This window comes from Halobacterium sp. DL1 (assembly GCA_000230955.3).
Lineage (GTDB): Archaea > Halobacteriota > Halobacteria > Halobacteriales > Halobacteriaceae > Halobacterium.
This window is the reverse complement of record CP007061.1, coordinates 129,186-145,335: the sequence shown is the minus strand read 5'-3', so window position 1 is coordinate 145,335 and position 16,150 is coordinate 129,186. Positions and strand designations below refer to the sequence as shown.

At 58.9% G+C, this 16,150-nt stretch carries 19 protein-coding genes; 18 read left to right on the top strand and 1 reads right to left on the bottom strand.

Features of this window, described 5'->3' with window-relative positions; all coding sequences use genetic code 11:
- The first annotated feature begins 15 nt into the window (after positions 1 to 15).
- Positions 16 to 453 carry a hypothetical protein gene (locus HALDL1_00680; GenBank protein ID AHG05552.1) on the top strand — a complete coding sequence of 146 codons (438 nt, stop codon included), beginning with the start codon at positions 16 to 18 and terminating at the stop codon, positions 451 to 453.
- Between the two features lie 434 nt (positions 454 to 887).
- Here HALDL1_00680 and HALDL1_00675 read toward each other — a convergent pair whose 3' ends face one another.
- Complete coding sequence (locus HALDL1_00675) at positions 888 to 1,130, bottom strand: hypothetical protein (protein ID AHG05551.1); 243 nt, start codon at positions 1,128 to 1,130, stop codon at positions 888 to 890.
- A 175-nt stretch (positions 1,131 to 1,305) separates the two neighbouring features.
- Here HALDL1_00675 and HALDL1_00670 point away from each other — a divergent pair, with 175 nt between their 5' ends.
- The 17 genes from HALDL1_00670 (at position 1,306) to HALDL1_00590 (ending at position 15,722) form a co-directional block, all read left to right on the top strand.
- Entirely contained in the window at positions 1,306 to 1,746 is a 441-nt protein-coding gene (locus tag HALDL1_00670) for a hypothetical protein (protein AHG05550.1), read from the top strand.
- A 181-nt stretch (positions 1,747 to 1,927) separates the two neighbouring features.
- Positions 1,928 to 2,473, top strand: coding sequence for a hypothetical protein (locus tag HALDL1_00665; GenBank protein ID AHG05549.1), 546 nt, complete (start codon positions 1,928 to 1,930; stop codon positions 2,471 to 2,473).
- Between the two features lie 131 nt (positions 2,474 to 2,604).
- Positions 2,605 to 2,895: a hypothetical protein gene (locus HALDL1_00660; protein ID AHG05548.1), complete on the top strand. Its 291-nt coding sequence runs from the start codon at positions 2,605 to 2,607 to the stop codon at positions 2,893 to 2,895.
- Positions 2,896 to 3,344: 449 nt separating this feature from the next.
- Positions 3,345 to 4,082 (top strand): transcriptional regulator, TrmB, encoded by a 738-nt coding sequence (locus tag HALDL1_00655; protein ID AHG05547.1) that lies wholly within the window; start codon positions 3,345 to 3,347, stop codon positions 4,080 to 4,082.
- A gap of 9 nt (positions 4,083 to 4,091) precedes the next feature.
- Positions 4,092 to 4,622, top strand: coding sequence for a hypothetical protein (locus HALDL1_00650; GenBank protein AHG05546.1), 531 nt, complete (start codon positions 4,092 to 4,094; stop codon positions 4,620 to 4,622).
- A gap of 724 nt (positions 4,623 to 5,346) precedes the next feature.
- Positions 5,347 to 6,243 (top strand): DNA-binding protein, encoded by an 897-nt coding sequence (locus tag HALDL1_00645; GenBank protein AHG05545.1) that lies wholly within the window; start codon positions 5,347 to 5,349, stop codon positions 6,241 to 6,243.
- A gap of 313 nt (positions 6,244 to 6,556) precedes the next feature.
- Positions 6,557 to 7,576, top strand: coding sequence for a copper ABC transporter ATP-binding protein (locus HALDL1_00640; GenBank protein AHG05544.1), 1,020 nt, complete (start codon positions 6,557 to 6,559; stop codon positions 7,574 to 7,576).
- Positions 7,573 to 8,409 (top strand): hypothetical protein, encoded by an 837-nt coding sequence (locus tag HALDL1_00635; protein AHG05681.1) that lies wholly within the window; start codon positions 7,573 to 7,575, stop codon positions 8,407 to 8,409. The genes HALDL1_00640 and HALDL1_00635 overlap by 4 nt, the downstream gene beginning before the upstream one ends.
- Positions 8,406 to 9,218, top strand: coding sequence for a hypothetical protein (locus HALDL1_00630; GenBank protein ID AHG05680.1), 813 nt, complete (start codon positions 8,406 to 8,408; stop codon positions 9,216 to 9,218). Before HALDL1_00635 ends, HALDL1_00630 begins: the two co-directional genes overlap by 4 nt.
- Positions 9,219 to 11,316: 2,098 nt before the next feature.
- Positions 11,317 to 12,240: a transcription initiation factor IIB gene (locus HALDL1_00625; protein ID AHG05543.1), complete on the top strand. Its 924-nt coding sequence runs from the start codon at positions 11,317 to 11,319 to the stop codon at positions 12,238 to 12,240.
- Positions 12,241 to 12,315: 75 nt separating this feature from the next.
- Entirely contained in the window at positions 12,316 to 12,828 is a 513-nt protein-coding gene (locus HALDL1_00620) for a transcriptional regulator (GenBank protein AHG05542.1), read from the top strand.
- Complete coding sequence (locus tag HALDL1_00615) at positions 12,825 to 13,277, top strand: hypothetical protein (protein AHG05541.1); 453 nt, start codon at positions 12,825 to 12,827, stop codon at positions 13,275 to 13,277. Before HALDL1_00620 ends, HALDL1_00615 begins: the two co-directional genes overlap by 4 nt.
- A 2-nt stretch (positions 13,278 to 13,279) precedes the next feature.
- The gene (locus HALDL1_00610) at positions 13,280 to 13,417 is read left to right on the top strand and encodes a hypothetical protein (protein ID AHG05540.1); all 138 of its coding nucleotides are present in this window, start codon (positions 13,280 to 13,282) and stop codon (positions 13,415 to 13,417) included.
- A gap of 165 nt (positions 13,418 to 13,582) precedes the next feature.
- Positions 13,583 to 13,717: a hypothetical protein gene (locus tag HALDL1_00605; protein AHG05679.1), complete on the top strand. Its 135-nt coding sequence runs from the start codon at positions 13,583 to 13,585 to the stop codon at positions 13,715 to 13,717.
- An 879-nt stretch (positions 13,718 to 14,596) separates the two neighbouring features.
- A complete protein-coding gene (locus tag HALDL1_00600; GenBank protein ID AHG05678.1) occupies positions 14,597 to 14,785 on the top strand; it encodes a hypothetical protein in 189 nt (62 codons plus the stop codon).
- A gap of 204 nt (positions 14,786 to 14,989) precedes the next feature.
- Complete coding sequence (locus tag HALDL1_00595; protein AHG05539.1) at positions 14,990 to 15,094, top strand: hypothetical protein; 105 nt, start codon at positions 14,990 to 14,992, stop codon at positions 15,092 to 15,094.
- Between the two features lie 100 nt (positions 15,095 to 15,194).
- Positions 15,195 to 15,722, top strand: coding sequence for a hypothetical protein (locus HALDL1_00590; GenBank protein ID AHG05538.1), 528 nt, complete (start codon positions 15,195 to 15,197; stop codon positions 15,720 to 15,722).
- The last annotated feature ends 428 nt before the right edge of the window (positions 15,723 to 16,150 follow it).

Below are 16,150 nucleotides of genomic sequence, written 5' to 3'. Positions count from 1 at the left end.
GCCCCGGACCAACACATGCATTCTGAGCGACAGCGCGACCCAGACCGTGGTCTCGACGCCCACCCAGCCGAGTCCGATGCAGCGACATCGCCATGGGCCGACCTCCGACTCGACGTCCCCAATGATCGGAGTGACGAGTCGATTGTGGCGTTCGTCGAGTGTGTGCTCGTCGAACTTACTCACGAAGACGTCAGTGCCGAGTACCGATCCTCGAACGTCTGGGGAGCGACAATCGATCAGTATGTCGCCGCCGATGCAGCTGGACAGCAGTTCACCGAACGTCGGTTCGACGAGCGCCTCGGCTGGTTCGAAACCCGGGTTTCGCGCGCTGATGTCCGGGACAAACTGGTCTGGCGGCTCTCGCAGCTGGCGTCACTAGCACGAAATCGAAGCCATTCTGACCCGGTCAACACGCCTGATACCTTTAGCGTGAAGCCCACCCATCAACTGTGAACGCATTCTGGTGGTGCTTGTTAACCAACAGATGCGCTTTTCGACGAACGTTTGTTGGTTAATTGTAATTCGGCTGTGAGACGCTCCTTCGCGGGCACACCGCATTCGATCTGTTACTCTCGATGACCACCCTTGGGTAGCGGCCATCCTACTACTTGACCATCCGCCAGATCGTCAGGACCGTGGCGGAATCCGGAGTTCTTCACCGACTTTGTACAGATAGCCCTTGAGACAGCGTGTCATAGAATAGTCCGCATGGTTGTCGCGTATTCGGAGTCAGCAGCGCCGAGACCGTCATCTCCGTTCTCACAGCAGTTGTGCGCTCCACGCCGAACCACCATTGATACTGACGAAATGTCAATATATGTAATAAATAGAATTCTCTCTAACTGTTTCTACAGTCCGTGCACTAGGTGCACGCACTTCTAAACCCGTTACGACTTGAAACAGTAATCAGGCCGACCAAAGCGTGAGACGTATTCTATGACACGCTCCTTGAGAAGCAGCTGCTCGATTCGATCGCGGGCTTCGACACGCCCGAAGTCCCGCTCCATCAGGTACGTGACCGCCGTCTCACGCGTGAGCGACTCGTCGTCGGAATTCGCGTCGACGTACGCCTCGAGGTGTTCGAGGATCTCTCGTTCACTCGGCCCGAGCGGTGTCCTCGAATTTCTCATCTGTTACGGCTAGGGATGCGACCCAGTAGGATGTTCGGGTGGGACTGTGCTTTCACCCCGCAGTCAAGTAGCCGGCTGGACGCAGCATCATCGACGTGGGACAGTACGTCCCGTCAGAGGTGTCTATCGCCCCCTCGAGGGGGTGGAGGGGCGTATCACGTGCGCTCTTCAGACTATGGCTTCGGAACAGATCAACGAGAATCGGCCAGAGCATCGAGCGACAACCAAACCCGACGGTGAGGCCCCGTGGGCGGACCTCGAGGTGGCGATCCCGAACGACCGCGATCACGCGTCGATCGTGGCGCTCGTGGAGTGTGCCCTCGTCGAGCTGAATCACGAGCACGTGGGAGGTGTCGTCGTCACCCACCAGGCGTGGGGGACGAAACGCACGCAGTACGTCGCCGTCGACGACGTCGGCGATCAGTTTCAGAAGCGGCACTTCGACGGCCGGCTTGGCTGGCACGAGACCACCGTCCCCCGACAGACTGTTCGCGACGAGCTCATCACGCAGATCACTCGGTCGGGGGCCTCACCGGCGGAGCACACGCGAGAGGCACCGGCCAGCGAGACGAATACGTTCACCGTGAGGCCGGTTCGAGAACTCCAGACTCCATAGCCCATTCTCTTAACCAACATTCTGGACCAGCACCGGAGCAGTGTTGGTTAACGACGTTGCCAGAATTCATGCTCTCAACCCCCGCCCGCCGCCTTGTTCCTCGAAGGAGATACCTGCCGACCAGTCGACCTGAGGGGCCGTGCGACGGGTTTTATCGGCCATCTGTTCGTCGAGGACCAGTATGGTCGTCGTCGAGGACGTCACCCGATTGAGCGAGCGCCGCAACCAGACCTCGTCCGAGACGTTTCCGGACGAAGCATTAGCGTCGATTCGGTCGGCCGTCGAGACCGTCCCGGCCAGCGTTTTCGACGGTTCGACGAAACACACGGAGATTGGGGCGTTCGATGCCGCGATCGCCGACGGCCTCCCCCAGTACGAGTACGAGGGGGACGCTGCTGGCGGCTACAACCCGAACTGCAAGCTCTGGTCGCATCTCGGGTTCAACTACAGCGTCGACCTCTACGACGCCGCGGACCGCATCGCCATCGAGGTCGAAAAGAGCGAACGGAAGACCGTCAGCGACGACCTGCTCAAGTTTCAGAAAGGGTACCGAACCAAGAAGAACGGCCGGTCAAAGATCGAGTTCGGCTGCCTCGTCGTGCCGGTGAACTACCTTGGCCGGCATAACCTGTACCAGCACAGTTTGACGAAACTCGACTTCATGAAGGGTGTCTTGTTCATCGACGACGTCGCCGTCATCGGCTATCGCGACCCGCGACCGGACTGACGCTGTCCGGCTGGGGCTGTTTGTCGGCGTCCCCAGAACGCGAGGCGTTCTGGTGTGCGAACGAGAAACGCTGTTTCTCGTGCACGCCGGGAGGCGTGCAGCGCGCGACAGCGTGCGCGGCGTGACTCATTATGCCTGATCCCGATCCTCACGACGACACGAGTGCCGACTACGAACAGTTCGAGAAAGCGCAGCTCGCCCAGGACCGCGACGTCGCCGGCGCCGACACGTCGGACATCGACGACGCGACGGCCCAGCACCTGGTCAACGAGCTCATCGACGCGGCCGTCGTCACACCCGTTCCCGAGGACCGCGTCCTCGTTCACGAACCGAGCGGCGCCGCGTTCGACTCGCCGACGCAGTTGGCCGTCTTCCACCAGGGCTGGACGCCGGCCCACGACGCTGACACGGAGGCCGAGTAATGCAGCAGACGCTCACGGGGTGTGCGTTCTGTGATACCCCGCCCGGCGCCGAGGCTGGCGAGGCGCATACCTGGGGCCAAGACGAGCGGGTCACGCACCCCATCTGCGTCGACTGCGCGATCCAGACGGAACCGGACCCGAGGAGCGTGATCACTTCGCCTGCGACGGCTGTGGGCTCGTCGTCGACGCGCTCGCGGCGTCGCCGGCGTGTCACGCCGGCTTCCAGCGGGACCTTCGGTCCCGCCCGGCTCACGCGCTTCCGTGTAGTACTCGGACATCTCGAGGGGCCGCTCCAGCTGTGTGCGCGGTGTAGTCCTGACGGGCCCGCGACGTACTGGACGCGCACCCTCGAATCACACGTTGTCGAGTAGCCGTTCAACTCGGTGGAGCATCTCTCGGCGTCCGTTCACAGAAGGCCAGTAGTGTACATCACTCGCCGCACCGATAGTGTGAAGTACACGGACTTCGAACTAACTACCATGACTCCTGATCACGATCACATTCGGCCAGATGGTGGAATCGACACGCTGGACCCGCCACCGATCGACGTACTAAACGAAGAAACGCTCGAGCCGGAGACGCTTGCCGAGAACGCGCCCCGACTCGAAACAGTCGTGGAACTGCTCAACCGCCCAGCACTCGCCCGCGTCTACGTCTACGTGTGTTACTGGGGGCCGGTCGCCCCGCCGGAGGTCATGGACACACTCGATCTCTCAAAATCGACCACCTACGAATACGTCGATCGGCTGGTCGACCTCGGCCTCGTCGACCGGGACGACTCGACGCGCCCCCAGCAGCTGACCGCCGAGCCGATCATCATCGTCGAGCAGTACGCCCCGATCGTCATCACGCCGACCGTGCTCCACGCCCTCGCGCTCCAGGAGGTCGACGAGGACGTCGAGTACTTCGTGGATCGGTACGGCCTCGGGAAACTCATCGCCGCGTTGCGCGGCGCCGGGCTCCACTTCGCAGGCAAGACAACCCAACGGATGGTCGCCAGCGACATCGACGTTCGCGAGACGGAGGCGATGATGATCATCTACGCACTCAAACCGGCGCTCGCCGTCGGCCGGGAGCACGATCCATTCTTCGAGTACCTCTTCCCGGATGTGCATACCGAGATGGACCTCCCCGACCTCGACGACATAGCTGACGCTCCTGCGCAGTCGTCGGACCCCGATCGGTGAGTCCGCCGGATGGGTCGAGACACGCCATTAACTGCTGAGCAGGACGTCCTCGTCGACGCAAATATCTTCTACGCGATTGGCCGCCCCTCGAATCCGCAGTACCAACGGTTTCGGCGGGCCATCCAGCACGCCGGCGTCGTCTGCAAACTCCCCCGGCGTGTGATCGGTGAACTCGGGGGCCCAGAGACGGATCGTGTCCGGACGGCGCTCGACGAGGGATGGGCCGAAATCATCGATGCCCCATCACCGACGGATGGTGATGCTGTCGCGGCGAGTGATATCGCCAGACGGACCATCGCCAACGAAACCGACCAAGCCGAACACGAGGTCGAAAAGACCGATGCGATTCTCGCGGGGCTGGCCATTCAGTATCTGAGAGACCGCTCGACAACGGGTGTTGTCGTTCTTACTGACGACCAGCCCGCCAGGAAGGGCATCGAGAACGCCGTTCGAGCGCAGGGCTACACGGACGCGATCACAGTCTACGGATTAGCGGACATTATCGGCGACGATCCCGGCGACTCGATGCGGCTGATCTAAGCCGAGTGGGGACTGTCATCCAGAAAGCCCTCGGCCGCTCGGCATCCCGCGCCCCACGCTGCGCTCCTCGTGCCTCCGGTGCTTGCCGGGTCGGGAGACGTTCACGGCGCTTTGCGCCGTGTGCTCGGGAGACGCAGTCTCCCGGTGACCGAGGCGGCCTCGCCCTTTCTGAGTCCACCAGGATTTCGGTTGTGTCACTGAGCGTCGAGCTCGGTTGAACGGGTTCTTTTGTTACGGCACGCCCCGCTCGCCGCTTCCGCCCTCCGCTCGCTCGCGACCGACCATTCCGGGCGTGCGGGCGCTCTCCGCACTGCCCGCGCCCGTTCCGGGCTAAAATGGATGTGCCCTCGACGCCAGCGGGTATCCCCGTCGGTTGCGCCCCTTGCGGGCTTTCGCGTTCCAGCGCTTGGTGCCGCCTGCGCTGTCGCGCGCCACACCGCGGCGCGCGTTCTCGGCGACAGTCGCCCTGGACACGATCCCGCACATCGGGCCGGACACGAGCGGGCATATCCCGCTGGACGCTCACTCCGGGCGGGTCGGCGCGCGGTTCTGGTTGAGTGGCCTCCTGAGGCGCGCTCTCGCTCGCGCCCAGGGGGCGCTCACGAAGGCGCGAGCGAGAGCGCACAGATGGTTCTATTGGTCGTTGTGGTCGTTGAGAAATCCGCGATGTTGTAGCATCGCGGTGTCGGGCGCTAAGCGCCTTCAGGAACAAGTGAAAGTTCCAATGTCAAGTAAGAACGTCACCAGTGATGTAGTTTCGGTCGATGAACAGGCTTTCGAGAAACACGATGAAGTCGAGGTCGACGAGGATGGATTCGAGGTCGTCGATGAGACGCCGGAGTTCCAGGCGACGGTACAAATGGAGGTGCAGGCGAAGGTCGATTCCAACCACCCAGATGCGCGGGTCGAGGAAGGCCCGGATCACCTGTTCGGGAAAACTCTCGAACAGGAAGAGCGCATCCAGGCACGAGAGGCCGAGCTGGAGCGCATCAGTGCCCAGGCCGAACTGGGGACGCAAGACGGTCGGGAGAAGCGGACGCGAGATATCGCGGCGAAGCGGAGCGCTGAGCGGCGTGTAGAGTTCCAGAAGCGGGCAGCGAGCGTGAACCCGTGGACGGACCCAGAGCGGGACGATCCTCGTGCAGAACTCACCCAGGAGCAGTTGGCGGCGGTGAACACACAGTCGATGCGGCTGGCGGAGAAGCTGGATGGCTGGTCGCGAGCAGCGATTGGCCGGCGGCTGGGTGAAGCCGTCGTCGGTGGGAAAGACATGATGAGCGCGGTCGTCGGGGTGTTCGAGGAGTTGCAGACGGCTCCTGGGACGGTGGTTCCCATCGGGAATCTCGAGAACGTCAATCGCAAAGAGGTGAGCATCGAAGGTACTGTGACGCAGTTGTGGGAGCCGTCGAGTTCAGCCATTTCTCAAGTGGGGCTCATCGAAGACGAGAGCGGAAAAACGAAGTTCACCAGTTGGGTTGCGAGCGACCAACCCTGGATTGAGGAGGGAGAGCACGTTCGTATTCGTGGAGCGGCGAAGAACTGGTACAACGGGCGCGTCTCGGTGGCTCTGACCGGCTGGACTACGGTGAATTTCCCCGAACGCGGTCGGTGGTGGGAGTAGCCGGTCGTCCCACCCTTCTTTTTTGCTACGTGCCGGACCGACCCAGGCCCCACCTCCCCACCCTCCGCTCCGTGCTCGCTTTGCTGCGCGCGCAGCCACGACCTATAGAACCAGTTGGCTCTGTTGAAATCCTCTATCGATGATATATTTTTGCGATAGTGCTGAATATAGAGAGTGTGTTTAGCACGCTGGCACTCGTTCGTTCACACGTAAGAGAATGGAGAGAGGGAGGGGAAACCCTCGCAGAGAGGGTCAAGTTTTCACAAACAGCTGTGTCAGCGGGAACGGTGTCAAACCAACAGGCTTTACCGAAATGTTGATTGCCGTTCTATACGAACGTTCCCTAGTGACACCGGCGATACGAACACGTGAAGTGACGAAGCGGTTCGGTTCACTCACAGCGGTTGACAGAGTCAATCTCACTGTAGAGGAGGGCGAAGTGTTTGGCTTTCTCGGACACAACGGGGCCGGAAAGTCGACGATGATCAATATGTTGCTCGGGTTCAACCGACCGACTACTGGCAGTATCGAGGTCTTCGGGCACGACACCCAAACCAACAGCGTCAAAGCTCGAAAGCGGATGGGAGTGCTCCCGGAGGGCTACAGCGTTTTCAGCGGGCTGACTGGACGCCAGCACGTTAATTTCGCCATGGAAGCAAAAGACGTCGACGGGGAGTCACTGGATTACCTCGATAGGGTTGGGATTACCGAAGCTGCTGACAGAGACGCCGATGGCTATTCCAAGGGAATGGCCCAGCGACTCGTACTGGCAATGGCTCTCGTCGGGGACCCTGATCTCCTGATCCTCGACGAACCGACGTCCGGGTTAGATCCAGCCGGTGCGAAAGCGATCCGCGAGATTATTCTGGCAGAAAATGAACGCGGTGCAACGGTATTTTTTTCCAGCCACATCCTCGAACAGATCGAGGCTGTTGCCGACCGCGTTGGTATTATGCATCAAGGACAACTCACCGCTGTCGATACGATCGATGGGCTCCGCGAGATGGCAGGCGGGGAGACGAAACTTCTCATCACGATCGACGAAAGCACCGAACCGACTCCGGAGATGGTTCAGGCTGCCGACGGGGTTGCAACTCAGAAAGGCGACCTCAAAGAGGAGACAACGTCACACCTTGCGATAATCAATAGCATCGAACTGGTCGAGAAAGCGTGGGTCGAAGAAGAGGGTCAGTACGGACTCACCTGCGCGAAAGACGACAAGATGGACATCCTGGTCGCGCTCCACGATCTCGGTGTCGATGTCCTCGATTTCACGACTGAAGAACCATCGCTCGAGGACCTGTTCGTTGAGTACACACGAGGCAGCGCATGACTCGCTGGACGACAGTCGCGCAAAAAGAGATCCGCAGTTTCTTCACCGGCAGAACGCCGAAAATCGGCGTCGGCCTCGTTGCACTCGTCTTCGTCTTCGGCGGATACATCACGCCGACGACCGTCGAAAACCCCGCCGCGATGGACGTAACGATCGCAGATCTCGACCGGTTTCTCCGTGGAATTGTCGTCTTTCTCGTCCCCCTGTTTGGGCTCCTCCTCGGGTACCGTGCCGTCGTCGGAGAGCGGGAGGGTGGCCAGCTCGCATTAGTCCTCTCGTCTCCGATTTCTCGTGCTGACGTCGTTCTTGGAAAAACACTCGGTCGTGGACTCATCCTCACCACGACGATCACCGCGGGGACGCTCGGTGCTGCAGCACTCGTCGACTACCCATTTGGAACGGTCGCCCTCGATACACTCGTAATCTTTCTCGTCACAACGGTACTCTACGGGGTCGTGTTTCTCACGATCGGGATCGGGCTTTCGACGCTCACAGCGTCGATGCGACGCGCGACGATTCTCACGTTCGGCGTGTTCTTCCTCTTGGTGGTTGCGTGGCCTGGGCTTGAGGGATACATCTTGGACGCCCTGCAATACGTGAATCTTGCCGGGGACGCCCTTCCGGACTGGGCAAGGTTCGTGTATGGGGCTGAACCGACCCTACTCTATCAGCGCGTCATGGACGCGTTTGTCGCCGACGTGAACACAGGTGCCTATCTCGGGTCGTCGGCACCGTGGTATCTCGGTGGGGGTACGGCTGTTGTGCTCCTGGTCGCATGGGCAGCACTCCCAGTGCTCGGTGGCTACGTTCGATTCCGGAGGGCCGATCTATGAACTGGCATGTCATCGCGCGCACCGACGTTCGACGGTCTGTCAATCAACGTGGCATCTGGGCCCTTGTGGGGGGGTTTCTTTTCGGGTTCGGCGGGCTCGCTGCACTGATTCTCTACGTGGGGGACCCGAACTTCCAAGGATACATCGAACTCCTCAAAGCAGGCGCTGGTCTCCTCGTTCCACTCGCCGGGATCGTGCTTGGCTACGAGTCGATTATCGGTGAACAGGAATCCGGAACCGTCTTGCTTTCGCTATCACTCCCCCTGTCCAGAGTGGATCTCGTTCTCGGGAAATTGGTCAGTCGGACGGTGTTGTTGATCGGTTCCATCGCGGCTGCAGCACTCGTGACAGCTGTCGGAATGATAGTCACGTATCCATCGTTCGACGCTCCAACATATACCGGACTCATGGCCGGAATCGCAGGATATGGGGTCGTTTTCCTTTGGCTCTCGATAGCCATCTCAATGGCGCTGTCGACCTCTCGCCGCGTCATCGCGACCTCGTTCGGGATGTACCTCGGCCTAACCTTGTTCTGGGACGTACTGATAAACCTGTTAGTTCTGATACTGTTCCGATTCCAACCGCCACGACAACCCGAGACATGGGCCACGTTCAGCACGTTCGTTGGCCCTTTTACGGCCTACAACTATCTCCTCAGCGAACTTGCCAATATTGGACCTCTTCCGACCGTCGCACGCACGTCTACTGCCGAGTTTATTACACCGGCAGTAGCTGTACTCGGGCTCGTCGGATTGGCCTGCATTCCGGTCATCGTTGGATACCTTTCGTTCAGGAAACGCGACCTGTAGTTACACCGGAGTTGCGTTCGCGCCCTGTATTTTACAGACGGTTAGAGAAGCATCGAGATAGTATGACGAGTGCCGTGCAAGATACAGAGAATAGGCTCTGTTGAAATCCCATTAGCTAGATGATATCATCAGTGAGAATATCTGTAACATCGACCATGCCAGTCAATCGAATAAAACGAAGAATACTATCCCACCGACAACTACCCCGGCGATACCAAGAAAAACTGCAACCCATCTTTCGTTAGCTGTCGGAGGGCGTGTCTCAAGAAATCGTTCGAGTCCAATTCCGATTACCGCGCCTGCCACGACAAAAGCAACGAGCCCTATTGGAATTTGGGCCGATACCAAGAATGCGATTATCCCAACGGCAAGACCGAACCAGACGCCCGTAATCACCCCGTATCCAGACGGAAACTGCTCTCTGTTAGAAACGTTCGACATTGGTGTATTAGGTCAGTAAACCTGTAGTGCTTATAAATTTCGCACCTTGTGAAAAGCCAAGAGCGGCGTTTCACAGCATACCTCCTCAATATCTACCGTTTAGAGTCCCTTGTCGATGTTGTGAGTGAGACAGCCGACAACGAGTTCACGGAACTGCTTCCATCAGTGCCGTGAGCGGACAAATGCACCGTACTTGCGTTTGAGGCGAGAATTTACCGTCTCGTTCTGACTGCGCTGGCCGTAGAGACCGGCATCCAGTCGGGCGTTACACGCCCTGTGAAGAGACGAGAACTCGCGGTGCTTGATGAGCGGACGAACACCAGTTTCACGGGCTAATGCGCGAATCTTCTGGTCATCGTATCCCTTGTCGCCGAGGAGAACCGCTACTTCCCCGGTATTCCGGTTGATGAGCGACGGCGCGATCTTCGAGTCGTGTTTTCGTGTCGTCGTTACGTGTACGTCGAGAACCGCGTTCGACCTTGTGTCTATGAGAAGCGTGACTCCAACTGCTGAATCGTCAACTTCGCTCGCTTTGTATAGTGTTTCGAGGCGTGACTCCGGTCGAATCCTGACGCATTGACTCCAACGATTCCACTCGTCGGAAGTAGCGTCGCTGAGAGAGTCAATAAGACACGCCATACGGCCATGTCAAGTCGATCAAACGCTTTACAGAGCGTTGATGGCGTGGGTAGTTCAGCTAATCCAAGAGCTCGACGAATGCGTGGCATCTCGATCAGTTCGTCAAGCAGACCACGATAGGTCGTGTTCTTCCGAACTTTGAGACACAGCAGAACAACGTGCTGTGGGAGTGTTTAGCGGTGTTTGGAAAACTTCGAGGAGTATCGAGAGACGGCTCGGCGTGCCAGATGGATTGCCTTCTCAGTAAAACGGAGAATCTGTGACTTCGGGAGGGCCTTCATCTAGTGGAATTACATGACGAACATATAATTCTTTGAGGATTTCAACAAAGCCGTATATTCTATATCTGCCGATTGTATTGACCGAACCAAGCCAGAATATATCATCTGCTGAGGGTTTCAACAGAGCCACTTAAATCCAAGTCCAAAATGACCGATATACTCAGGATCGTGCTTTGTACTTTCACCGGCTGCACAAAGTGTATCCACTTCCTCGGTCTTCATTGGTCGCCCATTATTCCGGATTCGAAGCATATCATCCGTTAACTCAATCTGGACCGTGTCACACGGTTCGACATCATCAGCATTCTGAATGAGCTCTGGGAGGACCTGGGCAGGGTGGTCTAGCTGTCGCTGGATATAATCGTGGAAACTCTGTGTTCGGTTTTGTCGACGCTCAAATTTATCCTCAACAACTCTGAGTTCTTTATCACGGATATCTTTCAGTAGTCTCTTGGCCTCCTCTGCTGAGTCAGGATGATCCGCGAGATGTTTAGGGTCCTTCAGTTGCAAGTTAGCAGTGTGTTGACTGTCTGCTGATAAAACCGTTGTCCACAGTACCGTTGTCAATATCTGGTGTTTGCAAATACTGCTGTTTCACATAATGAAGCTGTGAAAGAAGAGCTAGTAAACCTATCACCTGGCCTGTGAAAATGGCGTGATAGTCTAGAATTGTTTGTTAGCCCCTCAATGAATGAGGGGCTCGCTGTAATGGCGAGTCTCCAGTAATCGTGAGCACAATGGCAATTAGAGATATCTACGAAACTTGCTTCGACGAAAATGTCCAGACAAAGTCAAACAACCAATGCCCCGAATGTGACGGACGTGTAACTACGAACTCGGTCGAAACGGTCTGTGAGGATTGTGGCCTGGTCATCGAGGAAAGTCGAATCGACCAGGGACCAGAGTGGCGAGCGTACGACGAGGACCAGCGAAAGCGGACGGGTGCTCCACTTACAGCGGCACGGCATGACCGAGGGCTGTCGACCGAGATTGGTCGCTGGAAAGATGCAAACGGGAACGAACTCTCTGGGCAAAAGCGCCAGCGACTGTCCCGAATGCGCCGGGAACAGAATCGTGGTCGGTTCCAGTCGAAAGCCGAGCGAAACCTCGCACACGGATTGGGCGAGGTCCGGCGGCTGGCGAGTGCCCTCGAGCTCTCCGATTCGGTGCGCGACCAGGCGTGTCAGCTGTTCCGGAGCGCTCAAACTGAAGACCTGCTTCGAGGCAGATCCATCGAAGCCATCGCCGCGGCCAGCGTGTACGGGGCCTGCCGCTGTAATAGGCTCTCCCGGTTGCTGGACGAGGTCAGCGAGATGGCCCGCGTCGAGGAATCTCGAGTCGCGAACGCGTACAAAACGCTGAACGAAGAGCTGGGCCTCCCTGCCGAGTCCGTCTCCCCCAGTATGTTCGTACCGCGGCTCGCGTCGGACCTCGAGTGTCCGGATGCAATTCGGCAGCGGGCCCGAACGCTCGCTGAGCAGGCTGAAGAGCTCGGTGTGACGACCGGTGTGCATCCGGCAGGGTTCGCAGCGGCCTGCCTCTACAAGGCCGCTCGCGAGGAAGGCCGATGGCTGACTCAAACCGAGGCTGCGGACGTGGCGAACGCCTCGACGGCGACCGTCCGGACGCATCGAGATACGTTAGCGGAGCAGGTGGCCTGATCGCTGAACGAGTACCGGTAGAAAGGGATATTTTTCCCAGAAAATTATTTGTCGTTGCAGTACGTAGAACCCAGTATGACCGAGACGTGGGATGACGTCAACGAGCACGTCAAAGCGGACTGGAAAGACGACACCACGCCATTCGAGCGAGTGTACGAGATCATCGAACAAACCCATGACGGGCAGTCTGCAGCCGAGATCGCCGACCGAGCCCTCGTGAGCGAGCCGACTGCGCGTCGACACTGCAAGTCGCTCGTGAACACGGGGTTCGCCGAGACGCAACAGGACGGCCAAACAACGCTGTACAAGCGAAACAGCGACCGAATTCTGATGTCCCGGATCCGCGAGCTTCGCGAGGAAGCTAATCGGACGGAGTTGCTCGACGGCATCAAGGACATGAAAGCCGAGATCCGACGCTATGAGGACCGCTACGACGTGGTGTCACCCGAAGAGCTCAGCCAGCAACTCGACGCCGGCGAGACGGAGGGTTGGGACGACCTCACCGCGTGGAGAACGACGCGGCAGAATCTCGCGGTCGCCCAAGCTGCACTCGCCTACGACGAGGCCAGTCATCAACTCGCTGTATGAGCGACGACGACCGAGCCGGCGAGTTCGGGCCGATCTATCTCCCGGCACTCCAGCGGATTCGTGACCTCTGGTTCGAGCTTGAGCCGTTAGTCGAAGCAACCTCGTACGATGACGTCGTCGCACCCACGGAACTTCGGGTTAGTCTCACTGACGGGCTCGGAGACGCCGGTGCTGCTCGACTCGATATCCAGTGGAGCGAACCGGGGATGTACTCGTTTCATTACGTCGATGCCGCGGACGTCAACTGGCGATTCGATCGCCACCCGAATACCCACTCACCCAAGATCCACTTTCATCCCCCGCCCGACGCAGCCACGATGGCAGCCGAACCGTCCTGTATCGACGTGACCGAGGTGTCACTCGTGGCCCGTGCTGTGCATGCAATGTGGCGAGCAGCATACGAGGACGACGACGTCGACCAACTGAATAGCGCATCAAACCCGCCGTGAAGATGACCGCTGGAAGTGACCATCTCGAGAGTCCGGATGAGGTGTCCTCAGAGGAAGCGCGGAGGTATCTCATCCGATTCCTCGGACGGCAAGACCCCAACGAGAACGAGGAGATTTACGACGAACTCGCTACTGAATAGGACACAGGACGGCGGTAGTCGGAAATCCTGGAACCTCGCCCAGAAGTACACTGCTTGTAGTTCTCCAGATCAGTCGCGTATTCTCGTATAAGCGATTCAGGTCGAGTAATGAGTACCGCCCCCTGTGGTTGAAATACCATACCGACTGAAATTCTGAGCCAATCGATGAGCAATCGCTACTCCGACTTCGAGGAGCTGCGGCCGATTGGCGAGGTCTCCCACATTCCGGACGCGAAGCTCAACGACGGGTGTGATGGTGACCCCCGGCGGCAACGCATCGCGACGAGCATGGGGGGCTAGCCCAACGCACTGACGGCTACCGACGGCGAGTGCCAGTCCTGTGGTGCATCAGTCCCAGACGGGCAGACGAAATATCGGTTCTGTCTCACCAACCATCTCGGAAATGAAGCCACCAGTACGAACGAGTCGGCGACGACAACGTTCCTCGGAAGCGTCCACCTGGTCGTTGAGTCGACCACGTTCTACGGCGCCGTCGCGAAGGGCGGCGCGGCGGCGAACCTTCCCACAGCCAACGAGGCGGAGCCGGCCGTCGACGACTACACGCTCATCTACGATCTCGAGGAGGCGCCTGCGCGCCAGCTAGCCGATCGATGGCCCTCACTCTCCGCCGCAGTACAGGTGTCGTCAGGGGAGAGAGAGCGGCTTCTCAGAGCCGCCCAGGGCCGGACAATGGAGCGGGCAGGAAGCGTCGGAGCGCCAGGAACAGGCCCCGACGCGGCTCTACGATCAGCGTGGGAACGGCATCCGTGACGAGGCGCGTCTCAGAGAGATCATCGACGACGCCGACGACGAGATGTGGCTGGTCCCAGCGATGGCGCTGACCGCGACAGCAGGTGAGCGTGACTCGGACAGCCGGCCGTCGCCGGTACCGACGACGGAGCGACTCGACTGTCAGGACTGCGGACGAGCGACCGACCACCAGTTCGAAACTCACGAATCGATTCCCGACGAGACGTGGACGGGGCAGCCGATCTGGGAGTGCCAGGTATGCGGCTCCTCGCTACGGGCCCGCTCCCGAGTAGCGCGGCAACCTAACGAGTTAACCAACACAGACCGGGCGTCTTCGAGCTTTGTTGGTTAACGCATTACCCGCCGGCGAGACCGGCGAGAGTGACAACGTGGCGTCTATCTGCGCCGGCAAGCCGTGAGGCGCTTCCAATGGAACAACAGTTCAAACAGGGCTACCGGATGCATTGCGTGCTCAGTAACCTGACTCGTCTGGATGTCGAACAGTTGGACGATGCGGATCAAGAGCGAGTCGAGACCGCGAGAGACCTCCTGGAAGAGGTGAGCCTTCTCACACGGCCAGATGGCGGAGACGGGACGGACGTCCAAGCGGACTTCTAATGGGTGTCGGCCGAGTGGCGTCGCAGCGGCCTGCATACACAAAGCCGCACGGGAGCACGGCAGATCACTCACACAGCAGCGGGTTGCGGATGCTGGAGGGATGGCAACTGGGACCATTCGTGCTCGGAGGGACGAGCTCAACGCAGTGTGAGACGATTTTCAAACGGTATCAGTTTCATACTTCGAGAACGGAGATATTCAACCATGACGATCACAGAGACGGTCGACTATCTCGCCGAGGAACTGGATCTGGAACGGAGTGAACACGTCCGGCAAGTCGGAAAGGCAGTCGCAATGCTGCGTGATTGAACAAGACTGATTCAGCCCTTCCAGTGGCCCGACCCAGCAGAGACACCCATATATTTGAAAAATCCGAAGATATATTGAGAGTGGTCGCCTACAGATAGGTATGACCGAGTTCGATCCGACCCCAGAGTCCGACGATACTCAGCGACGGTGGCAGACGGGAACAGACACGTTTGGTCGTGTCTACGATGTCGTCCTCGGGGTTACGTCTCCGACTGCGTACACCGAAATCGCTGAGTTTGCGGACTGCTCTCCAAATGCCGCGAAAAAGCATCTCGACCGTTTGGCGGAGATGGGCATCGCCCGAGCCGATAGAGAGAGTCGCCCAGCGACATACGAACGAAACGAGGGGTATCTCGAATGGCAGGACGCCAGTCGAATCGCGACCGAGCTCTCGGTCGAAGAGATCATCGACCGCGTGGAGGCGCTTGAAGCGCAGCGAACGGAATACGAAGTGCAGTTCGAGACGACCGGCCCAACGGCCGTCAACGTGTTTGATCACGACAGTCACGAAACCATCCACGAGCGGATGACTGCAGTCAGCGAGTGGCAGGGCGTGATTCGGGACATTCGGCTGTATGAACTTGCTCGCCAGCTCTCCCAGAACGACGGGCATCTGATTCCAGCCTAAATGAGCCAGCCACCGGAAGATTCAGCGGCTCACTCGACAGGTCCACCGGATCGACAGACGCTGCGCCTGCTGGAGCGGCACCTTTCGTCGGATTCCCTCGTCGCCGAGACTGCGTTCGACCCGGATTCCTACGAACCCCGACTGCTTCATGGACTCCTCGATGCTGGGCGATACCCGGACTCGGTGACAGCGGCCCGACTCGACAGTCGGTGGTTCACGACTGGTGATTTCTCGGTCCACTACATCGAAGAACACGAGGACGGGGAACGCTGGGAGTGTCGCTGGGATCGACACCCGAACACGCACAACACCCGATTGCACTTCCATGAGCCACCGTCTGCTACCGAAATCACGGATCTCGAATTTCCTTCGCTCCATCCACTCGAAGTATACTCCACGGTCCTCACGGCGATAGAGCAACGCATAGA